Genomic DNA, 17,207 nt, shown 5'->3' with positions numbered 1-17,207 from the left:
GCGAGGCTGGAAAATCCGAATCAGCGAGTCCGTCCAGCGGACAACCGTTTCCATGTCAACAAACGGAAACGGAGGAACTGACCGGACTCACGACACAGGCACCGCGCCGTTTTCACCAAAGGACAGATCATGGCCATCATCACCATTTCACGCGAGATGGGCAGCGGCGGTATCCCAATTGCCGTTGAAGCCGCCCAGAAACTTGGTTACGCCCTGATAGACGGCGATTCGATCCGTGAAGTAGCCGGCGAGTACGGTCTGACCGAAGAGGCCATCGAACAGGCGGATGAAAAGCCGCCGGCATTCGTCGATGCCCTCGACGACCAACTGGCCGTCGACCTGCACCAGATCGAACTGATCATCCTCGAAAAGGCCCTGCAGGGCAACGTGATCATTTACGGTCGCGGTGGCCAGGACCTGCTCAAGCAGGTCGCCAACGTCTTCCGGGTGCGGATTATCGCTCCCTTCGAAGAACGCGTCGAACGCTGGGCGGAACGTGAATGGCTCGACCCCGACTACGCCCGCATCCTGGTACGGCGCAGCGACCAGCAGCGGGCCGGGTTCATCAAATACTACTTTGACCGGGACTGGGAAGACCCGCTCGACTATGACCTGGTCATCAATACCTCCCGACTCTCCCACGAAATGGCCGTCAAAATGATCTGTGACGGGGTCATGGACAGCAATCTTGTGGAGCGCAAGGGAGCCTCGAAGAAAATTCTCAGCAACCTGATCCTGCAGAAAAAGGCCGAAATCGCTCTCGCCGCCGACAAGGAAATCGACACCCTGCATACGGAACTGACCGCCGCTGAAGGCGTTATCACCTTCACCGGTCACATGCACAGCAGGGAAGAACGGACGAGAGCACTGCAGATTATCGAGGCCATCGACGGGGTGACTGAAATTATTGACCGGACCAAAATCATCCAGTACCGCAATTTTCCGGACGAACACTGAGCCCCGACAATCAGCGATTCCCATCTGCAAAAGCCGGCCTTCGGGCCGGCTTTTGCAGTAGTCCCGGCGGCGACGTCTATGGTAGGATTGCTCGTTTTTGCGACCGGAAAGCCACACCCGGCAACGCCCGACGAGACAGTATTCCGCGATGCCGCCGGTGACAGACGACACCGGGGCCTTCGCTGCAGCACGACCAATATCAAGGCATCAAAGGAGAATACCAGGTATGGCAGGACACAGTAAATGGGCCAACATCAAGCATCGGAAAGGGGCCCAGGACGCCAAGCGCGGCAAAATCTTCACCAAGCTGATCAAGGAAATCACCGTGGCCGCAAAGATCGGCGGCGGCGACCTTGAGGCCAACGCGCGCCTGCGGCTGGCGGTCGACAAGGCCAAGCAGGCGAACATGCCCAAAGACAATATTGACCGGGCCATCAAAAAAGGCACCGGCGACCTGGACGGAGTCACCTACGAAGAAGGCGTCTTCGAAGGCTACGGCCCCGGCGGCGTGGCGGTGATCGTTGAATTCATGACCGACAACCGCACCCGCACCGTGGCCGATGTCCGCCATATTTTCGCCAAGCACAACGGCAACCTCGGCGTCAGCGGCTCGGTCGCCTTCATGTTTGACCGCAAGGGGCTGATCACCTTCCCCGACGATGCCGATTTCGACGCCATCTTTGAAGCGGCGCTGGAAGCCGGTGCCGAGGATGTCAAACAGGACAACGGCATCGAGGTGATTACCGATCCGGCCGACTTTGAAACCGTGAAGAACGCCCTCGAATCCGCCGGGCTGGAGATGACCACCGCCGAAATCACCATGCTGCCGCAAACCCAGACCACGGTCGAAGGGAAGCACGCCGAACAGCTGATGAAGCTGATCGACAAGTTGGAAGACAACGATGACGTGCAGAACGTCTACGCCAACTTCGACATCTCCGACGAGGAGATGGATCGGATCATGGGATAAAGGCAGGCTTCAGGCGCCGGGCGCCGGGTGCCGGACTCATGTCTTGAAGCCCGGCGCCTGAGACCCGACAGCCAACGCCGCGACTTATCTATGCGCATTCTCGGCATCGACCCCGGATCACGACTGACCGGCTACGGCCTGATCGAAGGCCGAGGCAATCACCTGCGCCATGTTGACAACGGGGTCATCGCCACCAGCAGCAAGGATCCCCTGCCGCAGCGACTGAAAATCATCCATGACGGCGTGGCCGCCCTGATCGAAGAGTTCCATCCCGAAGCGATGGCGATCGAAAGTGTTTTCCTGGCCAAAAACGCCCAGTCGGCGCTGAAGCTGGGACACGCCCGGGCCAGCGCCATCATCGCCGGGGTCAATGCCGGCCTGCCGGTCGCCGAATACTCCGCCCTGCAGGTCAAAAGCGCGGTGGTCGGCTACGGCAAGGCCGCCAAGTCCCAGGTTCAGCAGATGGTCAAGACCCTGCTCAACCTGCCGGAAATTTCCCAGGAGGATGCCGCCGACGCGCTGGCGGTGGCGATCTGCCACTTCCACAGTCGACCGCTCAACAACCAGCTGGCGCGCCTGCAGGCCGCGACCGGCCGCCGCCGGGAGACCCGCCGATGATTGCTCAACTGACCGGCCTGATCGCCTACCGCTCCCTGGACCACATCATCCTCGACGTCAACGGCGTAGGCTACCGGGTGATCGTCCCCCTTTCGACCTTCTATGCTCTACCGGACCAGGGCCAGGTCACCCTGCAGGTTCAGACCCATGTCAAGGAAGACAGCTTCCAGCTGTTCGGTTTTGCAACCTTTGACGAAAAGGAGATGTTCCGGCTACTGATCGGCGTTTCTGGCGTCGGCCCCAAGCTGGCGGTCAACATCCTTTCCAACATCGGTACCGATGAGTTGCGGACCGCCCTTGGCGAGGGGAACCTCGCCCGGCTGTCGAGCATTCCCGGAATCGGCAAAAAAACCGCCGAGCGGCTGGTGGTTGACCTGCGCGAAAAGGCCCGCGCCTCCGCTCCGGAAACGGCAACGGGCCAGACGGCGACAACCACCGGCACGGGGTTCAGCCTGGAAGACGCCCTGTCGGCCCTGACCAACCTCGGCTACAAGGAAAACCAGGCCCGCAAAGCCATCGAATCGTTGGATATCAGCCCCGGCAGTACGGTTGAAGAGATTCTCAAGGGCGCCCTCCGGCTCCTGATCAAGTAAGATGCTCTCGCAGGCATGCAATAATGCCGTTGGCTAAGCCAAAAGTGTCGGCAACAAGCACGGCAACGCAGCTGTCGGAGAGTTTCTGCGACGCCAGCAAAGGATCAGCGCATGACAGAGCGGCTCATTTCCGGACAGATTCAGGACGACGACAACAGCTTCGAGACCAGCCTGCGCCCCAGGCAGTTGAGCGAATACATCGGCCAGGCCAAGGTCAAGGAGAACCTCAAGATTTTCATCGACGCCGCCCGCGGACGTCAGGAGTCGCTTGATCACGTCCTCTTCTACGGTCCGCCCGGCCTCGGCAAGACCACCCTCGCCAACATCATCGCTAACGAGATGGAGGTCGGCATCAAAAGCACCTCCGGACCGGTGATCGAGAAAACCGGCGACCTGGCGGCGATCCTGACCAATCTCGAACCGGGCGATGTTCTCTTCATCGACGAGATCCACCGTCTCTCTCCGGTGGTGGAGGAGATCCTCTACCCGGCCATGGAGGACTACCAGCTCGACATCATCATTGGCCAGGGGCCGTCGGCGCGGACCATCAAACTCGACCTGCCGCGCTTCACCCTGGTCGGAGCGACCACCCGCGCCGGGTTGCTCTCATCCCCGTTGCGCGACCGCTTCGGAGTCATCTCGCGGCTGGAATTCTATACGTCCGAGGAGCTGGCCACCATCGTCCGGCGCAGCGCGGAACTGCTCGGTGTCCCGACCGACGCGGCGGGCGCCCTGGAGATAGCCCGTCGCAGCCGCGGCACGCCGCGGATCGCCAACCGCCTGCTGCGGCGGGTGCGCGATTTCGCCGAGGTCAAGGGCGACGGCATGGTCACCCGCGAGGTGGCCGACATGGCGCTCGGCCGACTTGAGGTCGACGCCGAAGGATTCGACCACATGGACCGCCGGCTGCTGCTCACCATCATGGACAAATTCTCCGGGGGACCGGTCGGTCTCGACACCCTGGCAGCTGCCATCGGCGAGGAAAGGGACACCATCGAGGATGTCATTGAACCCTTCCTGATCCAGGGCGGCTATCTCAACCGCACCCCCCGCGGACGGGTCGCGACGCCCCTCGCCTATCGCCACTTCGACCGCCGGGCATCGCCCCCGGGCGGACTGTTCGACTCCTCATCCTGACCATCCGGGCACCGACCATGCGCCTGATCCGCCCTACCCTGACCCGCCAGATCGTCTTCGGCTACCTGATCCTGGCCCTGTTCAGCCTTTCGGCGGTGGCTTACGCCCTCAACAGCCTGCACGACCAGGTCAACCGGGCGGACAACCTGGTCCAGGTCGACATCCGCGCCCAGAACCTGCTGCGGTCGCTACGTTCCAGCCTGCTCGGTGAAGAACGGTTGACCCGGCAGTACCAGGTTCTCGGCCAACCGGACCTGCTGCCTCCCCTGGCGGAGCGGCTGGCCGAGTTCCGCGCCCGCCGCGATGCCCTTGAAGCGCTGGAAGGCGGACAGTTCGATCCGCAACTGGCGGCGGCCGGCCGCGATTACCTGGCCGCCGGCGAAAAATTCCTTCAGGCCAGCCGCAACAGCGGACAAAAGATGACCGCAAAACTGCGCGATCGCCTGGCCGAAACCCGTCGACGAACCCTGCGGCAGCTCAACCGGAACCTCGCCGCCGGCGCCACCAGGGTCGATCAGACACTGCAACTGCTCGGCCGGGAAAGCCGCAGTGCCTACAAGATCACCCTGGTGCTGGTCATCTGCGGGATGTTGCTGGCGACCATCGTTGCCATCTCGCTGCGCCTGTACATCAATGCCTCGCTGCAGAAACTGGCCCGCATGATCCGCGACGTCGCCTCCGGAAGCTTCGACATCAAGGTCGATGACAAGGGACATGACGAGTTCAGCCTGCTGGCACGGGAATTTCAAACCATGGCCACCAAGTTGAGGGAGCTGGAACAGCTGCAGCTCGACGCCAACCCCCTGACCCGCCTGCCCGGCAACCTCGCCATCGCCAGGGAAATCGAGCAGCGCATCAAGCGCGGCGAAACCTTTGCCCACGCCTTTGCCGATCTCGACAATTTCAAAGTCTATAACGATCGTTACGGCTACCAGCGGGGCAGCGATGTCATCAACCTGACCGGAACCATCATCCGCGAAGTGGTCGAGCAGTACGGTGACCCCGGGGATACAGTCGGCCACATCGGCGGCGACGACTATATCTTCCTCACCCGGCCGGAGCTTGCCGAGCAGATGGCGGCTGAGATTATCGCCCGTTTTGACCGGGTGGTGCCGGACTGTTATTCTGAAGCTGATCGGGAAGCCGGTTTTTTCTACGCCCGTGACCGTTTCGGAGAAGAACGCCGCTTCCCGCTGCTGAGCATTTCCATTGCCATCGTCTGTTCAGACAACTTCGAGCATCCGACCGCGGCCCTGATCGGCCGGGAGTGTGCGCGCATGAAAGAGCATTTGAAAAACCAGCCGGGAAGCATCTTCCTCATCGACCGCCGCCGGGGGCAGTGAAACCGTGCCGCGCCTTGTCATCGGCCTGCTGTTGCTGTTGTTGCTGACCACCGGTTGTCCGTTGCCGGGCCTGCAGCAACAGGATCGCCCATCCTCGCCGGAAAGTTCGACCGCGGAAAATGCCGACGAACTCGGCCGCAGAGCTTTTCGCCAGGGGCTTGAAGACTTCGGCAACGGCAACGACAAACGTCTGCGGCGGCTGGCCGACAGCGAACCGCATACGATCTGGAGCCTGACGGCCGCCAAACTGCTGCAACTGGGCGCTGAAAACCACAACCGGCAACAACAGGTTGAAACGTTGCGGCGGGAGGTCCGGCGCCTGCGAAAAAAACTCACCACGACCGACAACAACCTGAAACGGACTCAAGAGCAGAACCGGCAACTGCAGGGCAAGCTTGACGAGTTGACCCGGATCCTGATTGAACTGGAGAAACAGGCCCGCTGAAAATGGTGCATTTTCCTGTTGGCAAAGCACACCCCCTGTGCTAGCTTTTTGCAGGGGGAAAATAAGCAATAAAGCCCTGCTGATTGACCCCCGGGGCCGTCATGGTGACGGCCCTTTTGCTTTTCCATTCCCCCATTCTCCCGCAGATCGATGTCCAGAGAATCTCTCGACAGTTTTCTTCTTCAACTTGGCCGCTGGACCAGTCAGGTCATCGAATCCGGACGCACTCCGTTTCGCAAGGTCGAGCTCAATCCGCCGCTGATCCATCCCCCCTGTCGCGACCTGCCCCATCTCGTTCTCTGGATCAACCGCGACAGTCACATGGCGGGCGGCCTGATCCTGCTGCCGGACGGTGATATCGACCAGGCGCTCGCCACCGGGGTCATTCTGGCCGATGCCCTGGGCTTGAAAACCTTTGCCTGCTGGGACCGCGACCAGCTCGGCATCTGGGCCCTGAACAGCGGAGCCGCGGTCAAGCAGGAAACCATCTCCGCGGCGACCGTCCGCAGCGCCGGCCAGTTCCAGCAGCAACTGCAGTCCCTTCTCGAACGACTGAAATTTTTCGCCGTGGCCAACGCCCCGGACAACAAAGAACTGTCCGCTCTCTACCTGACCAACCTGCTCCACCTGGCGCTGCTCGAAACCACCCCCGAACTCAATGAGAGCCTGCGGGTCTGCCGTTCCGAACAATCCCCGGAAAACTCCTGGCCCGGGGGACGCGACCCGGGAAGGAGCAAAGTTCTGCTCACCCTCTGTCGCCTGCTTGCCGTGGGTCATGCCGACCTGCTCCCGCCGACCGTTGTCGCCGACGGTCTGGAACGGGCACTCCGCTTCGCCTGCAACCAGTTGCCCGATGAACTGGCCGGACAGCTGACGCCAACAGCCGAGGAACCACCGCTGCCGGCCACCGCTGTTGCCCGACTGCACCATGTCTGGCGACGACTGCAACAGCTCGGCTGCCTGTCGAACCGGACGCTGCTCGCCGAAGCCGTCGAATGGCTGCCGACCGGATCTGAACCGTTGCCGACGGTCTTCACCGAATCGGAACAAACGGATGCTGAAGAGACCGGGGAACTTGTCATCAATCCGCCCGAAATCCCCGGCGACCGTACCGCCGCGGCGGAAATCGGCCTGCCCGCCACCCTTGGCCGACGTACCCTGTTGCGCTGGTTGCGTCACCGACCGCAGCCACGATTGCAGCTGGCGGAAATCGCCGCCCTGCCGGCGGATTTCAAACCTGACCTGATACGGGGAACCCTCTACCCGTCCCCTCCGCCGCAACGACCGCAACGTCCACAGCTGGCCACGGCACTGCGCATCGCCTGGCCAAGCCGGAGATTCTCCCTGCCGGCCACCGCCCCGCGCTGGCACTACGACCTGCTGCAACTGCTGGGACGCGCCGCCCCCGGAGCCCGACTGGAAATCCGTCTGCCGGCGGATTGGATCGACCGAGCTGACGGCCAACCGCTATGGGAGCTGATCCGCAGCGATTTTCAACTGACGGCACTCTTTCCGGAACGTCAGGAGTTTATCTGCCTGCAGATGGTCAAGTCGGAGCGGAACGACATCAACTGCGTCATCACCGGGCACCGAAGCAACCGCGAGCTGCCCTGGTCGGAGTTGCGCCGGCGACCCTTGAGCTACCTGCGACTGCTGCTCAACTGGCCCGAACCGCTGTTGCAGTTGGTCGACCGGGAACTGCTGTTGCTCTGCGACGAGCAGGGCTGTCCCGAAGAGCTGGCAGCGGTCGAACAACTGTACTGGCAATCCTCTCATGGCCTGCGCCTCGCGGCCTGGTGCGGAATCGATTCCAGACGATTGAACAAGGCGGGCTACCGAGCCGAGCGAGCCGGACTGCCCTGCTGCCCCCACCCAGACCGGTTGCGCAGGCTGGCCAATATCGCCGCCGACATAACGCCCGACGACAGCCGTTTCGACAGCGAAGTCGCGCTCTGGATCGGACCGGAACTGACAAACGACAACTGGCCGGAGGCGCCGGAGCGGGAAACTGGCGCCACCGCCCACGAGCGACCGTCCCCGACCGACCTGATCGAAGAGATCGAAGAGCGGATCCTGGTGGACGGGCTGCCGCAATTCCCCACCCACTACCTCTACGATCATTACCGGCCTCAATTGACCCGCTACGAACTGCACGGCGAGTTGCAAGAGTGCGGTCGGTTTTTCGGCCAGATCGCTTTACGCGATCAGCACCAAGAGATCCAGGTTGACTCAGACCCCCTGGCCGCCTGCCTGCTGCTGGCGTCAGCCGGTCATCGCGGCCCCCTGGATCTGCCGAACGACGCCCGGGTTGCCGCCGACATCGCGCGGCGCTACCTGACCGACCTGCGCCGCCTGCGCGGTGAACTGAACCGCGAAGCCCACCGGCTGCAGGAAGATCCGGCGGCCGCCAGGCGCCTGGTCAGCCGCATCTGGAAACGCTGGGAGCTTCCCGGACCTGACAGCATCGAACGGGTCAAGGCTTTCCTTCCGGAGACAAACCAAGTAGAATGACTGCGACCACACGGCCAGGGAGAATCCGATGAATCTGCTGCTGCATATCTGTTGCGCCAACTGCGCCATCTATCCGGTCAAAATGCTGCGCCAGCAGCACCACCTCCTGACCGGCTATTTTTTCAACCACAACATCCATCCCTACCAGGAATTCAGACGCCGACTCGACACCACCCGCGAATACGCCGAACAGGTCGACCTGCCGCTGATCGTCAGCGAAGAGTACGCCCTGGAAGAGTTCCTCTCCAATGTCGCCGCCGATCCCGCTTCACGCTGCGACTACTGCTACCGCGCGCGGATGAGCGCCACCGCCCGCCTGGCCGCCGAACAGGGTTTTGACGGCTTCAGCACCAGCCTGCTCTACTCCCGTTATCAGCAGCATGACGCCATCCGTGCCTTCGGTGAAAATCTCGCCGCCGAGTACGGCCTGGTCTTTGTCTACGAGGACTACCGTGTCGGCTGGCGGGAAGGAATTGACGTTTCGAAGACCATGGGGCTCTACCGCCAGCAGTACTGCGGCTGCATCTATTCTGAAAAAGAACGTTATTACCGACCATCGACAAACTGATCCGACCTGTAAAGCTGCCTATTCGACGGGACAGAATACCGTGCCAGGACTGCAAACAAGAAACCGGCTGGGACTTGCCCTCGGCAGTGGAGCCGCCCGAGGCCTGGCCCACATCGGCGTCATCAAGGTGCTGGAAGCTGAAGGCATCCGTCCATCCGCCGTCGCCGGCACCTCCATCGGCGCCCTGATCGGCGCTCTCTACGCCGCCGGCGTTCCCGCCGCCGACATGGAAGATGTCGCCCGCAGTATTGACTGGCGCAGTCTCGCCCGCCTGGTCGACCCGATACTGCCGACCCGCGGACTGATCGACGGCCGAAAAATCACCCGTTTTTTCTCCGAGCTGCTGCCGGTCAGGGATTTTTCCGAACTGCAGATCCCGCTGGCGATGGTCGCCACCGATGTCGAAACCGGAGAAAGCATCGTCCTGCGGCAGGGCGACCTGCTCAGTGCCCTGCGGGCGGCGATCGCCTTTCCCGGCATCTTCCCGCCGGTCTGTTTCGGTGATCGCTACCTGGTCGACGGCGGACTCTGCCACCCGGTCCCGGCCGCCATCGTCCGAGAACTCGGGGCCACCCGGGTTCTCGGCATCTGCGCCATTCCCGAGGTCGACAAGAGCAGCCATGAAGCCTTTCTGCCCGGACGATCCACGACCGACCGGAAGGTTCGCAGCACTCCGTTGCTCGGCATCCTCAACGCCGAGCGGGTGGAAAAACTCTGGCGCGACATTTTCGGCCGTCGCAACGGCAATCGCGGCGAAGCCAACGGCAACCGCCGACCGCCCAATATCTTTCGGGTCTTCGCCCAGAGCGTCGCCATCATGGAAAACCAGATCAATGCCCTGCGCCTGGCACACGACGATATCGACCTGCTGCTGCGCCCGCAACTTGCGGGGGTCAACCTGCTGGAATTTCATCGCGCCGAGGAGATCATCGCCGCCGGAGAAACCGCGGCCCGTCTTGAACTGACAAACATTCGAAAACTGGCGGAACCAACCGGAGACGGTTTCTAAGGTTGCCATACCGCCCTCCTGTGGTAGGATTCAAGTACTTGGAATAACTCAGGGATCCGGAGGATAAAATGCTTGAGCTGATCGAAAAAACGGTTCTCACGGCGATGGGGGCGGTCTCCATGACGCAGAAAAAGGCCGAAGAGATGCTGGAAGAACTGAAGCAACGCTGCAACCTCAGCGAGGAAGAGGGCAAGGACCTGTTGCAGCGACTGCAGGGGATCGCCAGAGAGAATCAGAGCAAACTCCAGGAAATGGCCCAGCAGGAAGTCCACAAGGCCTGTCAGCGGATGGGAGTCGTCACGACCGAGGAATTTGAAAAACTGCGCAAAAAAGTGACGCAGCTGGAAAAAAAGCTCCGCGCCCAGTCGCGCTGACGCCGGCCCGCCGCCAGCATGCTGCCATTTACCCGCTTCAACCGGAATATCCGGACGATCCGTCGCTACCGGACCATTCTCGGTATCCTCATCAAGTACGGTTTCGGCCAGTTTGTCGAACAGCTCAACATCAACTACTACCTGGAGCTGGGCCGCAAAATCGTCACCCTCGGCACGGCGCCCAAGGGCATTGAGCGTCTGGGCCAGCCGCAGCGCCTGCGGCTTGCCTTTGAGGAACTCGGACCAACCTTCATCAAACTTGGCCAGCTGCTTTCAACCCGCCCCGACCTGATTCCCGGCGACTACCTCGACGAACTGAAAAAACTGCAGGACAAGGTTCCCTCGGTGCCCACCGAGCAGATTCGCATCGAGATCGAAAGTGAACTGGGCTATCCACTGGCGGAGCTTTTCGCCCACTTCGACCCGGAACCGGTGGCGGCCGCCAGCGTCGCCCAGGTCCATCGCGGGCGCCTGCACAACGGCGAAGAGGTAGTCTTCAAGATCCGCCGTCCCGGCATCGTTCAGGTCATCGAAACCGATCTCGACATCCTGATGGGGCTGGCCTACCTAGTCGAACATCATCTCCCCGGCGGAGACATCTACGACCCGGTCGGGCTGGTCAAGGAATTCCGCCGCACGATTCATCGTGAACTCGATTTCACCCGCGAAGCGCGAACAATTGAACGTTTCGCAACCAATTTCAAGGACGACGACAGCGTCCACGTCCCGAAAGTCCATTGGGATTTCTGCGGCGAACGCGTTCTGACCATGGAGTATATCTCCGGGATCAAGGTCAATGATCTCGAACGACTCCGGGCCGAAGACTACGATCTCAAGCTCATTGCCGATCGCGGCGCCAATTCGTTCCTGCGCCAGGTGCTTGAATTCGGCTTCTTTCACGGCGACCCCCATCCGGGAAATATCTTCATCCTGCCCGGCAACACCATCTGCATGCTCGATTACGGCATGGTCGGGCGCATCAACCAGGATCTCAAGGAACAACTGGTCGACCTGCTGCTGGCGGTGCTGCAGCGCGATGTCGACCGGATCATCTCCCAATTACTCTATTCCGGAGAATTGACCGACGAATCAAATCTCAAGGCCCTCAATCGCGACCTGGGGGAATTCATCGAGGACTATTACGAAATCCCCCTGCAGGATATCAAGGTCGGCAAACTGCTGGCCGATTTCGTCGAGATCCTGACCCACTACCGGATCCGCTTCCCTTCCGACCTGATGCTGCTGGCCCGCGCCCTGGTCGCCATGGAGGGACTCGGCCGGCAGCTCGACCCGGATTTCAACATGATCACCCACCTGCGGCCGTTTCTCGAACGGCTGGTCAAGGAACGGCTCACCCCGACCAACCTCTCCCGCGAAATGCTGCGGGTTGCCCAGGCCTACGGTTCCCTGGCCCGACACCTGCCGCGTGACATCAAGGAGTTCATCAACCGCGTCAACCGCAACAAGTTCAAAATCGACCTCGAACATCGCGGGTTGGAAAAACTGATTACCGACCTCGACAAGGCCAGCAACCGGCTCTCCTTCAGCCTGCTGATCGCCGCGCTGATCATCGGCTCCTCCCTGATCATGCAGACCGATAAGGGACCGATGATCTTCGGCTTCCCGGCTCTCGGTTTTCTCGGCTATTCGGTCGCCGGTTTCCTCGGGCTGTGGCTCGCGATCGCCATCCTCAGATCGGGACGCCTGTGACCTGATTGTGGACGCTGCGCCACAGGCTGTGGTTCTGTCACCACAAGTCAATCGTCTTCCCGGTCCCCCTTCACAACACTAAGCATCCTGCAAAGCCATTAAATAACAGGCGATTCGCCGACCGAAAAAAAAACTTCAAACAAGGCACGAAGTTTGCTATATGTACTCCCCCGTACGCCTGTGAAGGCGGAACTTTCGAGGAGTTACGACAGTTATCATGATTTTTCAGGCAACCATCGCTCAACCCGTCACCATGACCGGAATCGGTCTCCACTCCGGGACTCCGATCACCATGACCCTGCGTCCCGCCGATGCCGGCACCGGGATCATCTTTCACCGCAGCGATGGAGAACGAACCGTTTCGATTGAAGCGAAATCCTGCAATGTCGTTGATACCAAACTGGCAACGGTGATCGGCAAGCAGGGTCTGAGCGTTTCAACCATCGAACACCTGATGGCTGCCATTACCGCTTTCGGCATTGACAATCTGCATATCGATATCGACGGTCCGGAAGTGCCGATCATGGACGGCAGCGCAGCGCCGCTGGTGGAAATGATCGCTGCCGCGGGCATCCACAGCCTGCCCCACAGCCGCAAGTACCTGGCGATCCGCAAACCGATCACTATTGTTGACGGAGAGAAGCGGGTCTCGCTTATACCCTCGCGTTTCTTCCGCATCAGTTACGATATCGCCTTTGACCACCACTGCATCGGCCAGCAGCACCGCAGCGTCAAATTCTCACCGGAGGTTTTCCGGCGCGACATAGCTCCGGCAAGGACGTTCGGCTTCCTGCATGAGGTCGAATATCTCAAGGCCAACGGTCTGGCTCGGGGCGGGTCACTTGAAAATGCCGTGGTCATCGGCGAAGACAAGATTCTCAACGAGGAAGGGCTGCGTTTCAACGACGAGTTTGTCCGCCATAAGATTCTCGACGCGGTTGGCGATTTCAGCCTGCTCGGCTACCCCCTGCTCGGCCACATCAAGGCCTTCAAGGCCGGTCATGACATCAACCACCAGGCCGTTGAAAAGGTTCTCAGTTCCGCCGAGCACTGGCAACTGGTGGAGTTCAGTGAAGCCGATCTGGCCTGCGCGCTGCAGAAAGCCCCCGCGACCTACCAGCGGGAACTTGCCTTCTCCAAGGCCTGACCTTCAAGACAACCTTGCAAACCGATAAGGGCAGCTGCATCAGCTGCCTTTTTTGCGTCTTCCCCTTGCCAAACCGCGGCCTGTTGTCCTAAGTTTAAGAGATATCCGCAACTACCCTGACAGGACGTTCATGAGCCGTTCCAGTGACAACATCCCCGCGGTACAGGAAACCCGCAAACGCCGCCGGGAATGGATTCTCATTCTGGTTGTCATTGTCCTGGTGGTGCTTTTCTCCCGGTTCGAAACCGAGCTTTTCCAATTCACCTCCAACATCTCCTTCTCCAACACCGTTCTGGTTCTGGCCCTGATCAACCTCAATATCCTGTTGATCATCCTTTTTCTGTTCCTGATTTTCCGCAATCTCTTCAAACTGATTGTCGAACGTCGTCGGGGCGTTCCCGGAGCCCGGCTGCGCAGCAAACTGGTGCTGGCTTTTGTGACCCTGTCGCTGGTGCCGACCATGCTGCTTTATTTCGTCTCGGCCGGCTTCATCAGCACGACCATCGAAAACTGGTTCAACACCCAGATCGAAAATTCCCTGCAGGAATCGCTTGAGGTGGCCCAGACCTACTATCGCAACTCGGCTGCCAACGCCCTCTACTATGCCGACCAGCTGGCGGCGATGATCAAGGAAAACAAACTGCTCAACCAGGGCAATCTGCCACAACTGGAAGCCCTGATCATGCAGAAACAAAAGGAATACAACCTCGGTATCGTTGAAGTTTTTTCTGCAACCTACGAGGAACTGGTGCGGGCCACCAATCCCCACATTCCAGCGGTCGAGTTCACCAATCCGGACTCGGATTCCATTCGTGAAGCCCTGCAGGGCCAGCGCATCACCCGCATCACGCCGATCGGCAAAGCCGATCTGATTCGGGGGATCGTCCCGATTTATTCCAACTTCAATCCCGAAGATATTGTCGGCACCGTGGTCGTCAACTACTATGTCCCCTACTCCCTGGTCAGCAAAATGAAGGAGATCTCCGCCTCCTACGAGCAGTACAAGGGGACCAAGTTTCTCAAATCGCGTATCCAGAAGGGCTATATCATCGTCTTGCTGTTGATCGCCCTGGTCATCATTTTTCTCGCCACCTGGTTCGGTTTCTACCTCGCTCGCGGCATCACCGGCCCCCTGCAGGAGTTGGCCGAAGCCACCGGACAGGTTGCCGCCGGCAAACTTGATGTCCACCTGGAGGCTCACAGCGACGATGAAGTCGGCGGTCTGGTTCAGTCCTTCAACAAGATGACCGCCGACCTGCGCAGCCATCAGCAGGCATTGCGCAAAACCAACCGCGAACTGCGATCCTCCAACCTCAAGCTTGACCAGCGCCGCCGCTACATGGAGATCGTCCTTTCCAATGTCACCGCCGGCGTCATTTCAATCAACAAACAGGGGGCGATCACCACCATCAACAAATCGGCGACCCGGTTGCTGAAAATCGCCCCGACACGAATCATCGGCAAAAACTTCCGTGAGGTCGTCGGCCCGACCTACCTTCCGGTCATCAAGGATTTTTTACGGGAGCTGGTCAGTTCAGGCAAGGATTCCATCCGCAAACAGATGAACATCCAGGTCGGGGAACAGCGGCTGACCCTGCTGGTCAACATCACCACGCTGCGCGATGAGCAGGACGAATTCATGGGAACCGTGGTCGTCTTTGACAACCTGACCCAGCTTCTCAAGGCCCAACGCATGGCCGCCTGGCGTGAAGTCGCCCGACGTATCGCCCACGAAATCAAGAACCCCCTGACCCCGGTCCAGCTTTCCGCCCAACGCCTTCGCCGGCGCTACCTTGACCGCTTCAGTGACGATGATTCGGTCTTTGATGAATGCACCCGGATGATCATCAACCAGGTTGACGAACTGAAAAACCTGGTCAATGAATTTTCCAGCTTTGCCCGTATGCCGGCCAGCAATCCAACACCCAATGATCTCAACAAAATCATCAGCGACACCCTCATCCTCTACCAGGAAGGACACAAGGCGATTCAGTTTCAATTCCGCCAGGATCCCCGGGTGCCGACCTTCGACATGGACCGGGAACAGATCAAGCGGGTCCTGATCAACCTGCTCGACAATGCCATAGACGCCATGCACGGCAAGGGGACAATCGAAATCGAAACCCTTTTCAACCAGGGTCTGCAGATGGCAACCTTCACCGTCGCCGACAGTGGAGAGGGTATCAGTGCCGAAGACAAACCCCGTCTTTTTGAACCCTATTTCTCCACTAAAAAATCGGGAACAGGTCTCGGTCTGGCCATTGTCGCAACCATTATTTCCGACCATAACGGTTACATCCGGGTGAAAGACAATGATCCCCGGGGAACGCGGTTTATCGTCGAACTACCCGTCAGCGGTCAGAGCCTTACGGCCTGACCCCGACCAAACTCAGGAAGATATCTATGAAAACCATCCTTGTCGTTGACGACGAGCGCAGTATCCGGGAAAGCCTTCAGGGCATTCTTCAGGATGAAGGATTCAAGCCGCTGCTGGCAGAATCGGGAGAACAGGCCCTTGCCCTGCTGCGCCAGGAGGAACCAGACCTGGTGCTGCTCGACATCTGGATGCCGGGAATTGACGGGCTGGAGGTTCTGCGACAGATCGCCGGCAGTCATCCGCATCTGACCGTGATCATGATGAGCGGCCACGGCACCATCGAAACGGCGGTCAAGGCCACCAAGCTCGGCGCCTTCGACTTCATCGAAAAACCCCTCTCTCTGGAAAAAGTACTGCTTTCGATTCAGAATGGACTGAAGGTTGGAGCCCTGACCGAGGAAAACCGTGTCCTGAAGGAGCGGCTGGCGAGAGACTTCGAGATCATCGGCAACAGCACGCCGATCACCGAACTGAAAAAGCAGATCAGCATTGCCGCGCCGACCTCGGGCTGGGTTCTGATCACCGGAGAAAACGGCACCGGCAAGGAGTTGGTCGCCCGGGCCATCTATCAGCACTCACGACGCAACAGCAAACCCTTTGTCGAGGTGAATTGTGCCGCCATCCCCGAGGAACTGATCGAATCGGAACTGTTCGGACACGAAAAGGGTGCCTTTACCGGCGCCACGACCGCCCGCAAGGGGAAATTCGACCAGGCCAACGGCGGCACCCTCTTCCTCGACGAAATCGGCGATATGAGCCTGAAAACCCAGGCGAAAATTCTGCGCATCCTGCAGGAACACAAGTTCGAACGGGTCGGCGGCAACCGCACCATTGAAGTCGATGTCCGGGTCATTGCCGCCACCAACAAGGACCTCGAAGCCGAAATCGAAGCCGGAAACTTCCGTGAGGATCTCTATTACCGCCTCAATGTTCTCCCCTTTCATGTCCCACCGTTGCGGGAACGCCGTGCCGACATCCCGCAGCTTGCCGAGCATTTCCTGAATTTTTTCTGCAGCAAGGAAAGCCGCGAGAGCAAACGACTTGACAGCGAGGCCATCAACGCCCTTTCCGCCTACAGCTGGCCCGGCAACGTTCGAGAATTGAAGAACATCATCGAACGCCTGGTCATCATGGTCCCGGACGCCGTCATAACCTGTGATCACCTGCCGGCTGCCATCGCCGGCGGCAAACGCAACGGCCGACGCTCGGCGACTGTCTCGAACATCACCAGGGAAACCTCTTTCCGGGTGGCCAGAGAGGAGTTTGAAAAGGAATTCCTGCTGCAGAAACTTGAGGAGAACGACTGGAATATTTCCCGGACCGCCGAAGCCATCGAAATCGAACGGTCCAACCTGCACCGCAAGATCAAGTCATTTGGAATCGAGTTGAAAAAGTGAGATGTGAGATGTGAGATGTGAGATGTGAGATGTGAGATGTGAGATGTGAGA

At 59.8% G+C, this 17,207-nt stretch carries 15 protein-coding genes; all 15 read left to right on the top strand.

The window, feature by feature from the left end:
* Positions 1–129: 129 nt before the first annotated feature.
* The 15 genes from B5V00_RS07655 to B5V00_RS07585 all read left to right on the top strand — a co-directional run bounded on the left by B5V00_RS07655 (position 130) and on the right by B5V00_RS07585 (position 17,156).
* Positions 130–957, top strand: coding sequence for a cytidylate kinase family protein (locus tag B5V00_RS07655; protein ID WP_085010188.1), 828 nt, complete (start codon positions 130–132; stop codon positions 955–957).
* Positions 958–1,183: 226 nt separating this feature from the next.
* Complete coding sequence (locus B5V00_RS07650) at positions 1,184–1,927, top strand: YebC/PmpR family DNA-binding transcriptional regulator (RefSeq protein WP_085010187.1); 744 nt, start codon at positions 1,184–1,186, stop codon at positions 1,925–1,927.
* Positions 1,928–2,017: 90 nt separating this feature from the next.
* Positions 2,018–2,545, top strand: coding sequence for a crossover junction endodeoxyribonuclease RuvC (gene ruvC / locus B5V00_RS07645; RefSeq protein ID WP_085010186.1), 528 nt, complete (start codon positions 2,018–2,020; stop codon positions 2,543–2,545).
* Complete coding sequence (gene ruvA, locus B5V00_RS07640; protein ID WP_085010185.1) at positions 2,542–3,138, top strand: Holliday junction branch migration protein RuvA; 597 nt, start codon at positions 2,542–2,544, stop codon at positions 3,136–3,138. The genes ruvC and ruvA overlap by 4 nt, the downstream gene beginning before the upstream one ends.
* Before the next feature lie 111 nt (positions 3,139–3,249).
* Complete coding sequence (gene ruvB / locus B5V00_RS07635; protein WP_085010184.1) at positions 3,250–4,275, top strand: Holliday junction branch migration DNA helicase RuvB; 1,026 nt, start codon at positions 3,250–3,252, stop codon at positions 4,273–4,275.
* Between the two features lie 17 nt (positions 4,276–4,292).
* A complete protein-coding gene (locus tag B5V00_RS07630) occupies positions 4,293–5,618 on the top strand; it encodes a diguanylate cyclase domain-containing protein (protein ID WP_085010183.1) in 1,326 nt (441 codons plus the stop codon).
* Positions 5,619–5,622: 4 nt separating this feature from the next.
* Positions 5,623–6,063, top strand: coding sequence for a hypothetical protein (locus B5V00_RS07625; RefSeq protein WP_085010182.1), 441 nt, complete (start codon positions 5,623–5,625; stop codon positions 6,061–6,063).
* Between the two features lie 150 nt (positions 6,064–6,213).
* Complete coding sequence (locus B5V00_RS07620; RefSeq protein WP_085010181.1) at positions 6,214–8,574, top strand: hypothetical protein; 2,361 nt, start codon at positions 6,214–6,216, stop codon at positions 8,572–8,574.
* A 28-nt stretch (positions 8,575–8,602) separates the two neighbouring features.
* Positions 8,603–9,142, top strand: a complete 540-nt coding sequence (locus tag B5V00_RS07615) for an epoxyqueuosine reductase QueH (RefSeq protein ID WP_085010180.1) — start codon at positions 8,603–8,605, stop codon at positions 9,140–9,142.
* 40 nt (positions 9,143–9,182) lie between these two features.
* The gene (locus B5V00_RS07610) at positions 9,183–10,151 is read left to right on the top strand and encodes a patatin-like phospholipase family protein (protein ID WP_172399652.1); all 969 of its coding nucleotides are present in this window, start codon (positions 9,183–9,185) and stop codon (positions 10,149–10,151) included.
* A gap of 68 nt (positions 10,152–10,219) precedes the next feature.
* Positions 10,220–10,525 carry a phasin family protein gene (locus tag B5V00_RS07605; protein ID WP_085010178.1) on the top strand — a complete coding sequence of 102 codons (306 nt, stop codon included), beginning with the start codon at positions 10,220–10,222 and terminating at the stop codon, positions 10,523–10,525.
* Between the two features lie 18 nt (positions 10,526–10,543).
* On the top strand, positions 10,544–12,235 hold the full coding sequence (locus tag B5V00_RS07600) for an ABC1 kinase family protein (protein ID WP_085010177.1): 1,692 nt from the start codon (positions 10,544–10,546) through the stop codon (positions 12,233–12,235).
* Positions 12,236–12,452: 217 nt separating this feature from the next.
* Entirely contained in the window at positions 12,453–13,382 is a 930-nt protein-coding gene (gene lpxC / locus B5V00_RS07595; protein WP_085010176.1) for a UDP-3-O-acyl-N-acetylglucosamine deacetylase, read from the top strand.
* Positions 13,383–13,512: 130 nt separating this feature from the next.
* Complete coding sequence (locus B5V00_RS07590; protein WP_085010175.1) at positions 13,513–15,759, top strand: sensor histidine kinase; 2,247 nt, start codon at positions 13,513–13,515, stop codon at positions 15,757–15,759.
* A gap of 26 nt (positions 15,760–15,785) precedes the next feature.
* Entirely contained in the window at positions 15,786–17,156 is a 1,371-nt protein-coding gene (locus B5V00_RS07585) for a sigma-54-dependent transcriptional regulator (RefSeq protein ID WP_085010174.1), read from the top strand.
* Positions 17,157–17,207: the final 51 nt, after the last annotated feature.

This window comes from Geothermobacter hydrogeniphilus (assembly GCF_002093115.1).
Taxonomy (GTDB): domain Bacteria; phylum Desulfobacterota; class Desulfuromonadia; order Desulfuromonadales; family Geothermobacteraceae; genus Geothermobacter_A; species Geothermobacter_A hydrogeniphilus.
Note: the sequence above shows the minus strand (reverse complement) of the source record. Positions and strands in the feature narration are given on the sequence as shown.

Bases quoted from the DNA above. Each gene is read 5' to 3' on its own strand.
- ruvC (WP_085010186.1), top strand. From the start codon at position 2,018: ATGCGCATTCTCGGCATCGACCCCGGATCACGACTGACCGGCTACGGC.
- ruvB (WP_085010184.1), top strand. From the start codon at position 3,250: ATGACAGAGCGGCTCATTTCCGGACAGATTCAGGACGACGACAACAGC.
- B5V00_RS07605 (WP_085010178.1), top strand. From the start codon at position 10,220: ATGCTTGAGCTGATCGAAAAAACGGTTCTCACGGCGATGGGGGCGGTC.
- B5V00_RS07600 (WP_085010177.1), top strand. From the start codon at position 10,544: ATGCTGCCATTTACCCGCTTCAACCGGAATATCCGGACGATCCGTCGC.
- B5V00_RS07650 (WP_085010187.1), top strand. From the start codon at position 1,184: ATGGCAGGACACAGTAAATGGGCCAACATCAAGCATCGGAAAGGGGCC.
- B5V00_RS07620 (WP_085010181.1), top strand. From the start codon at position 6,214: ATGTCCAGAGAATCTCTCGACAGTTTTCTTCTTCAACTTGGCCGCTGG.
- ruvA (WP_085010185.1), top strand. From the start codon at position 2,542: ATGATTGCTCAACTGACCGGCCTGATCGCCTACCGCTCCCTGGACCAC.
- B5V00_RS07655 (WP_085010188.1), top strand. From the start codon at position 130: ATGGCCATCATCACCATTTCACGCGAGATGGGCAGCGGCGGTATCCCA.
- B5V00_RS07585 (WP_085010174.1), top strand. From the start codon at position 15,786: ATGAAAACCATCCTTGTCGTTGACGACGAGCGCAGTATCCGGGAAAGC.
- B5V00_RS07590 (WP_085010175.1), top strand. From the start codon at position 13,513: ATGAGCCGTTCCAGTGACAACATCCCCGCGGTACAGGAAACCCGCAAA.
- B5V00_RS07630 (WP_085010183.1), top strand. From the start codon at position 4,293: ATGCGCCTGATCCGCCCTACCCTGACCCGCCAGATCGTCTTCGGCTAC.
- lpxC (WP_085010176.1), top strand. From the start codon at position 12,453: ATGATTTTTCAGGCAACCATCGCTCAACCCGTCACCATGACCGGAATC.
- B5V00_RS07615 (WP_085010180.1), top strand. From the start codon at position 8,603: ATGAATCTGCTGCTGCATATCTGTTGCGCCAACTGCGCCATCTATCCG.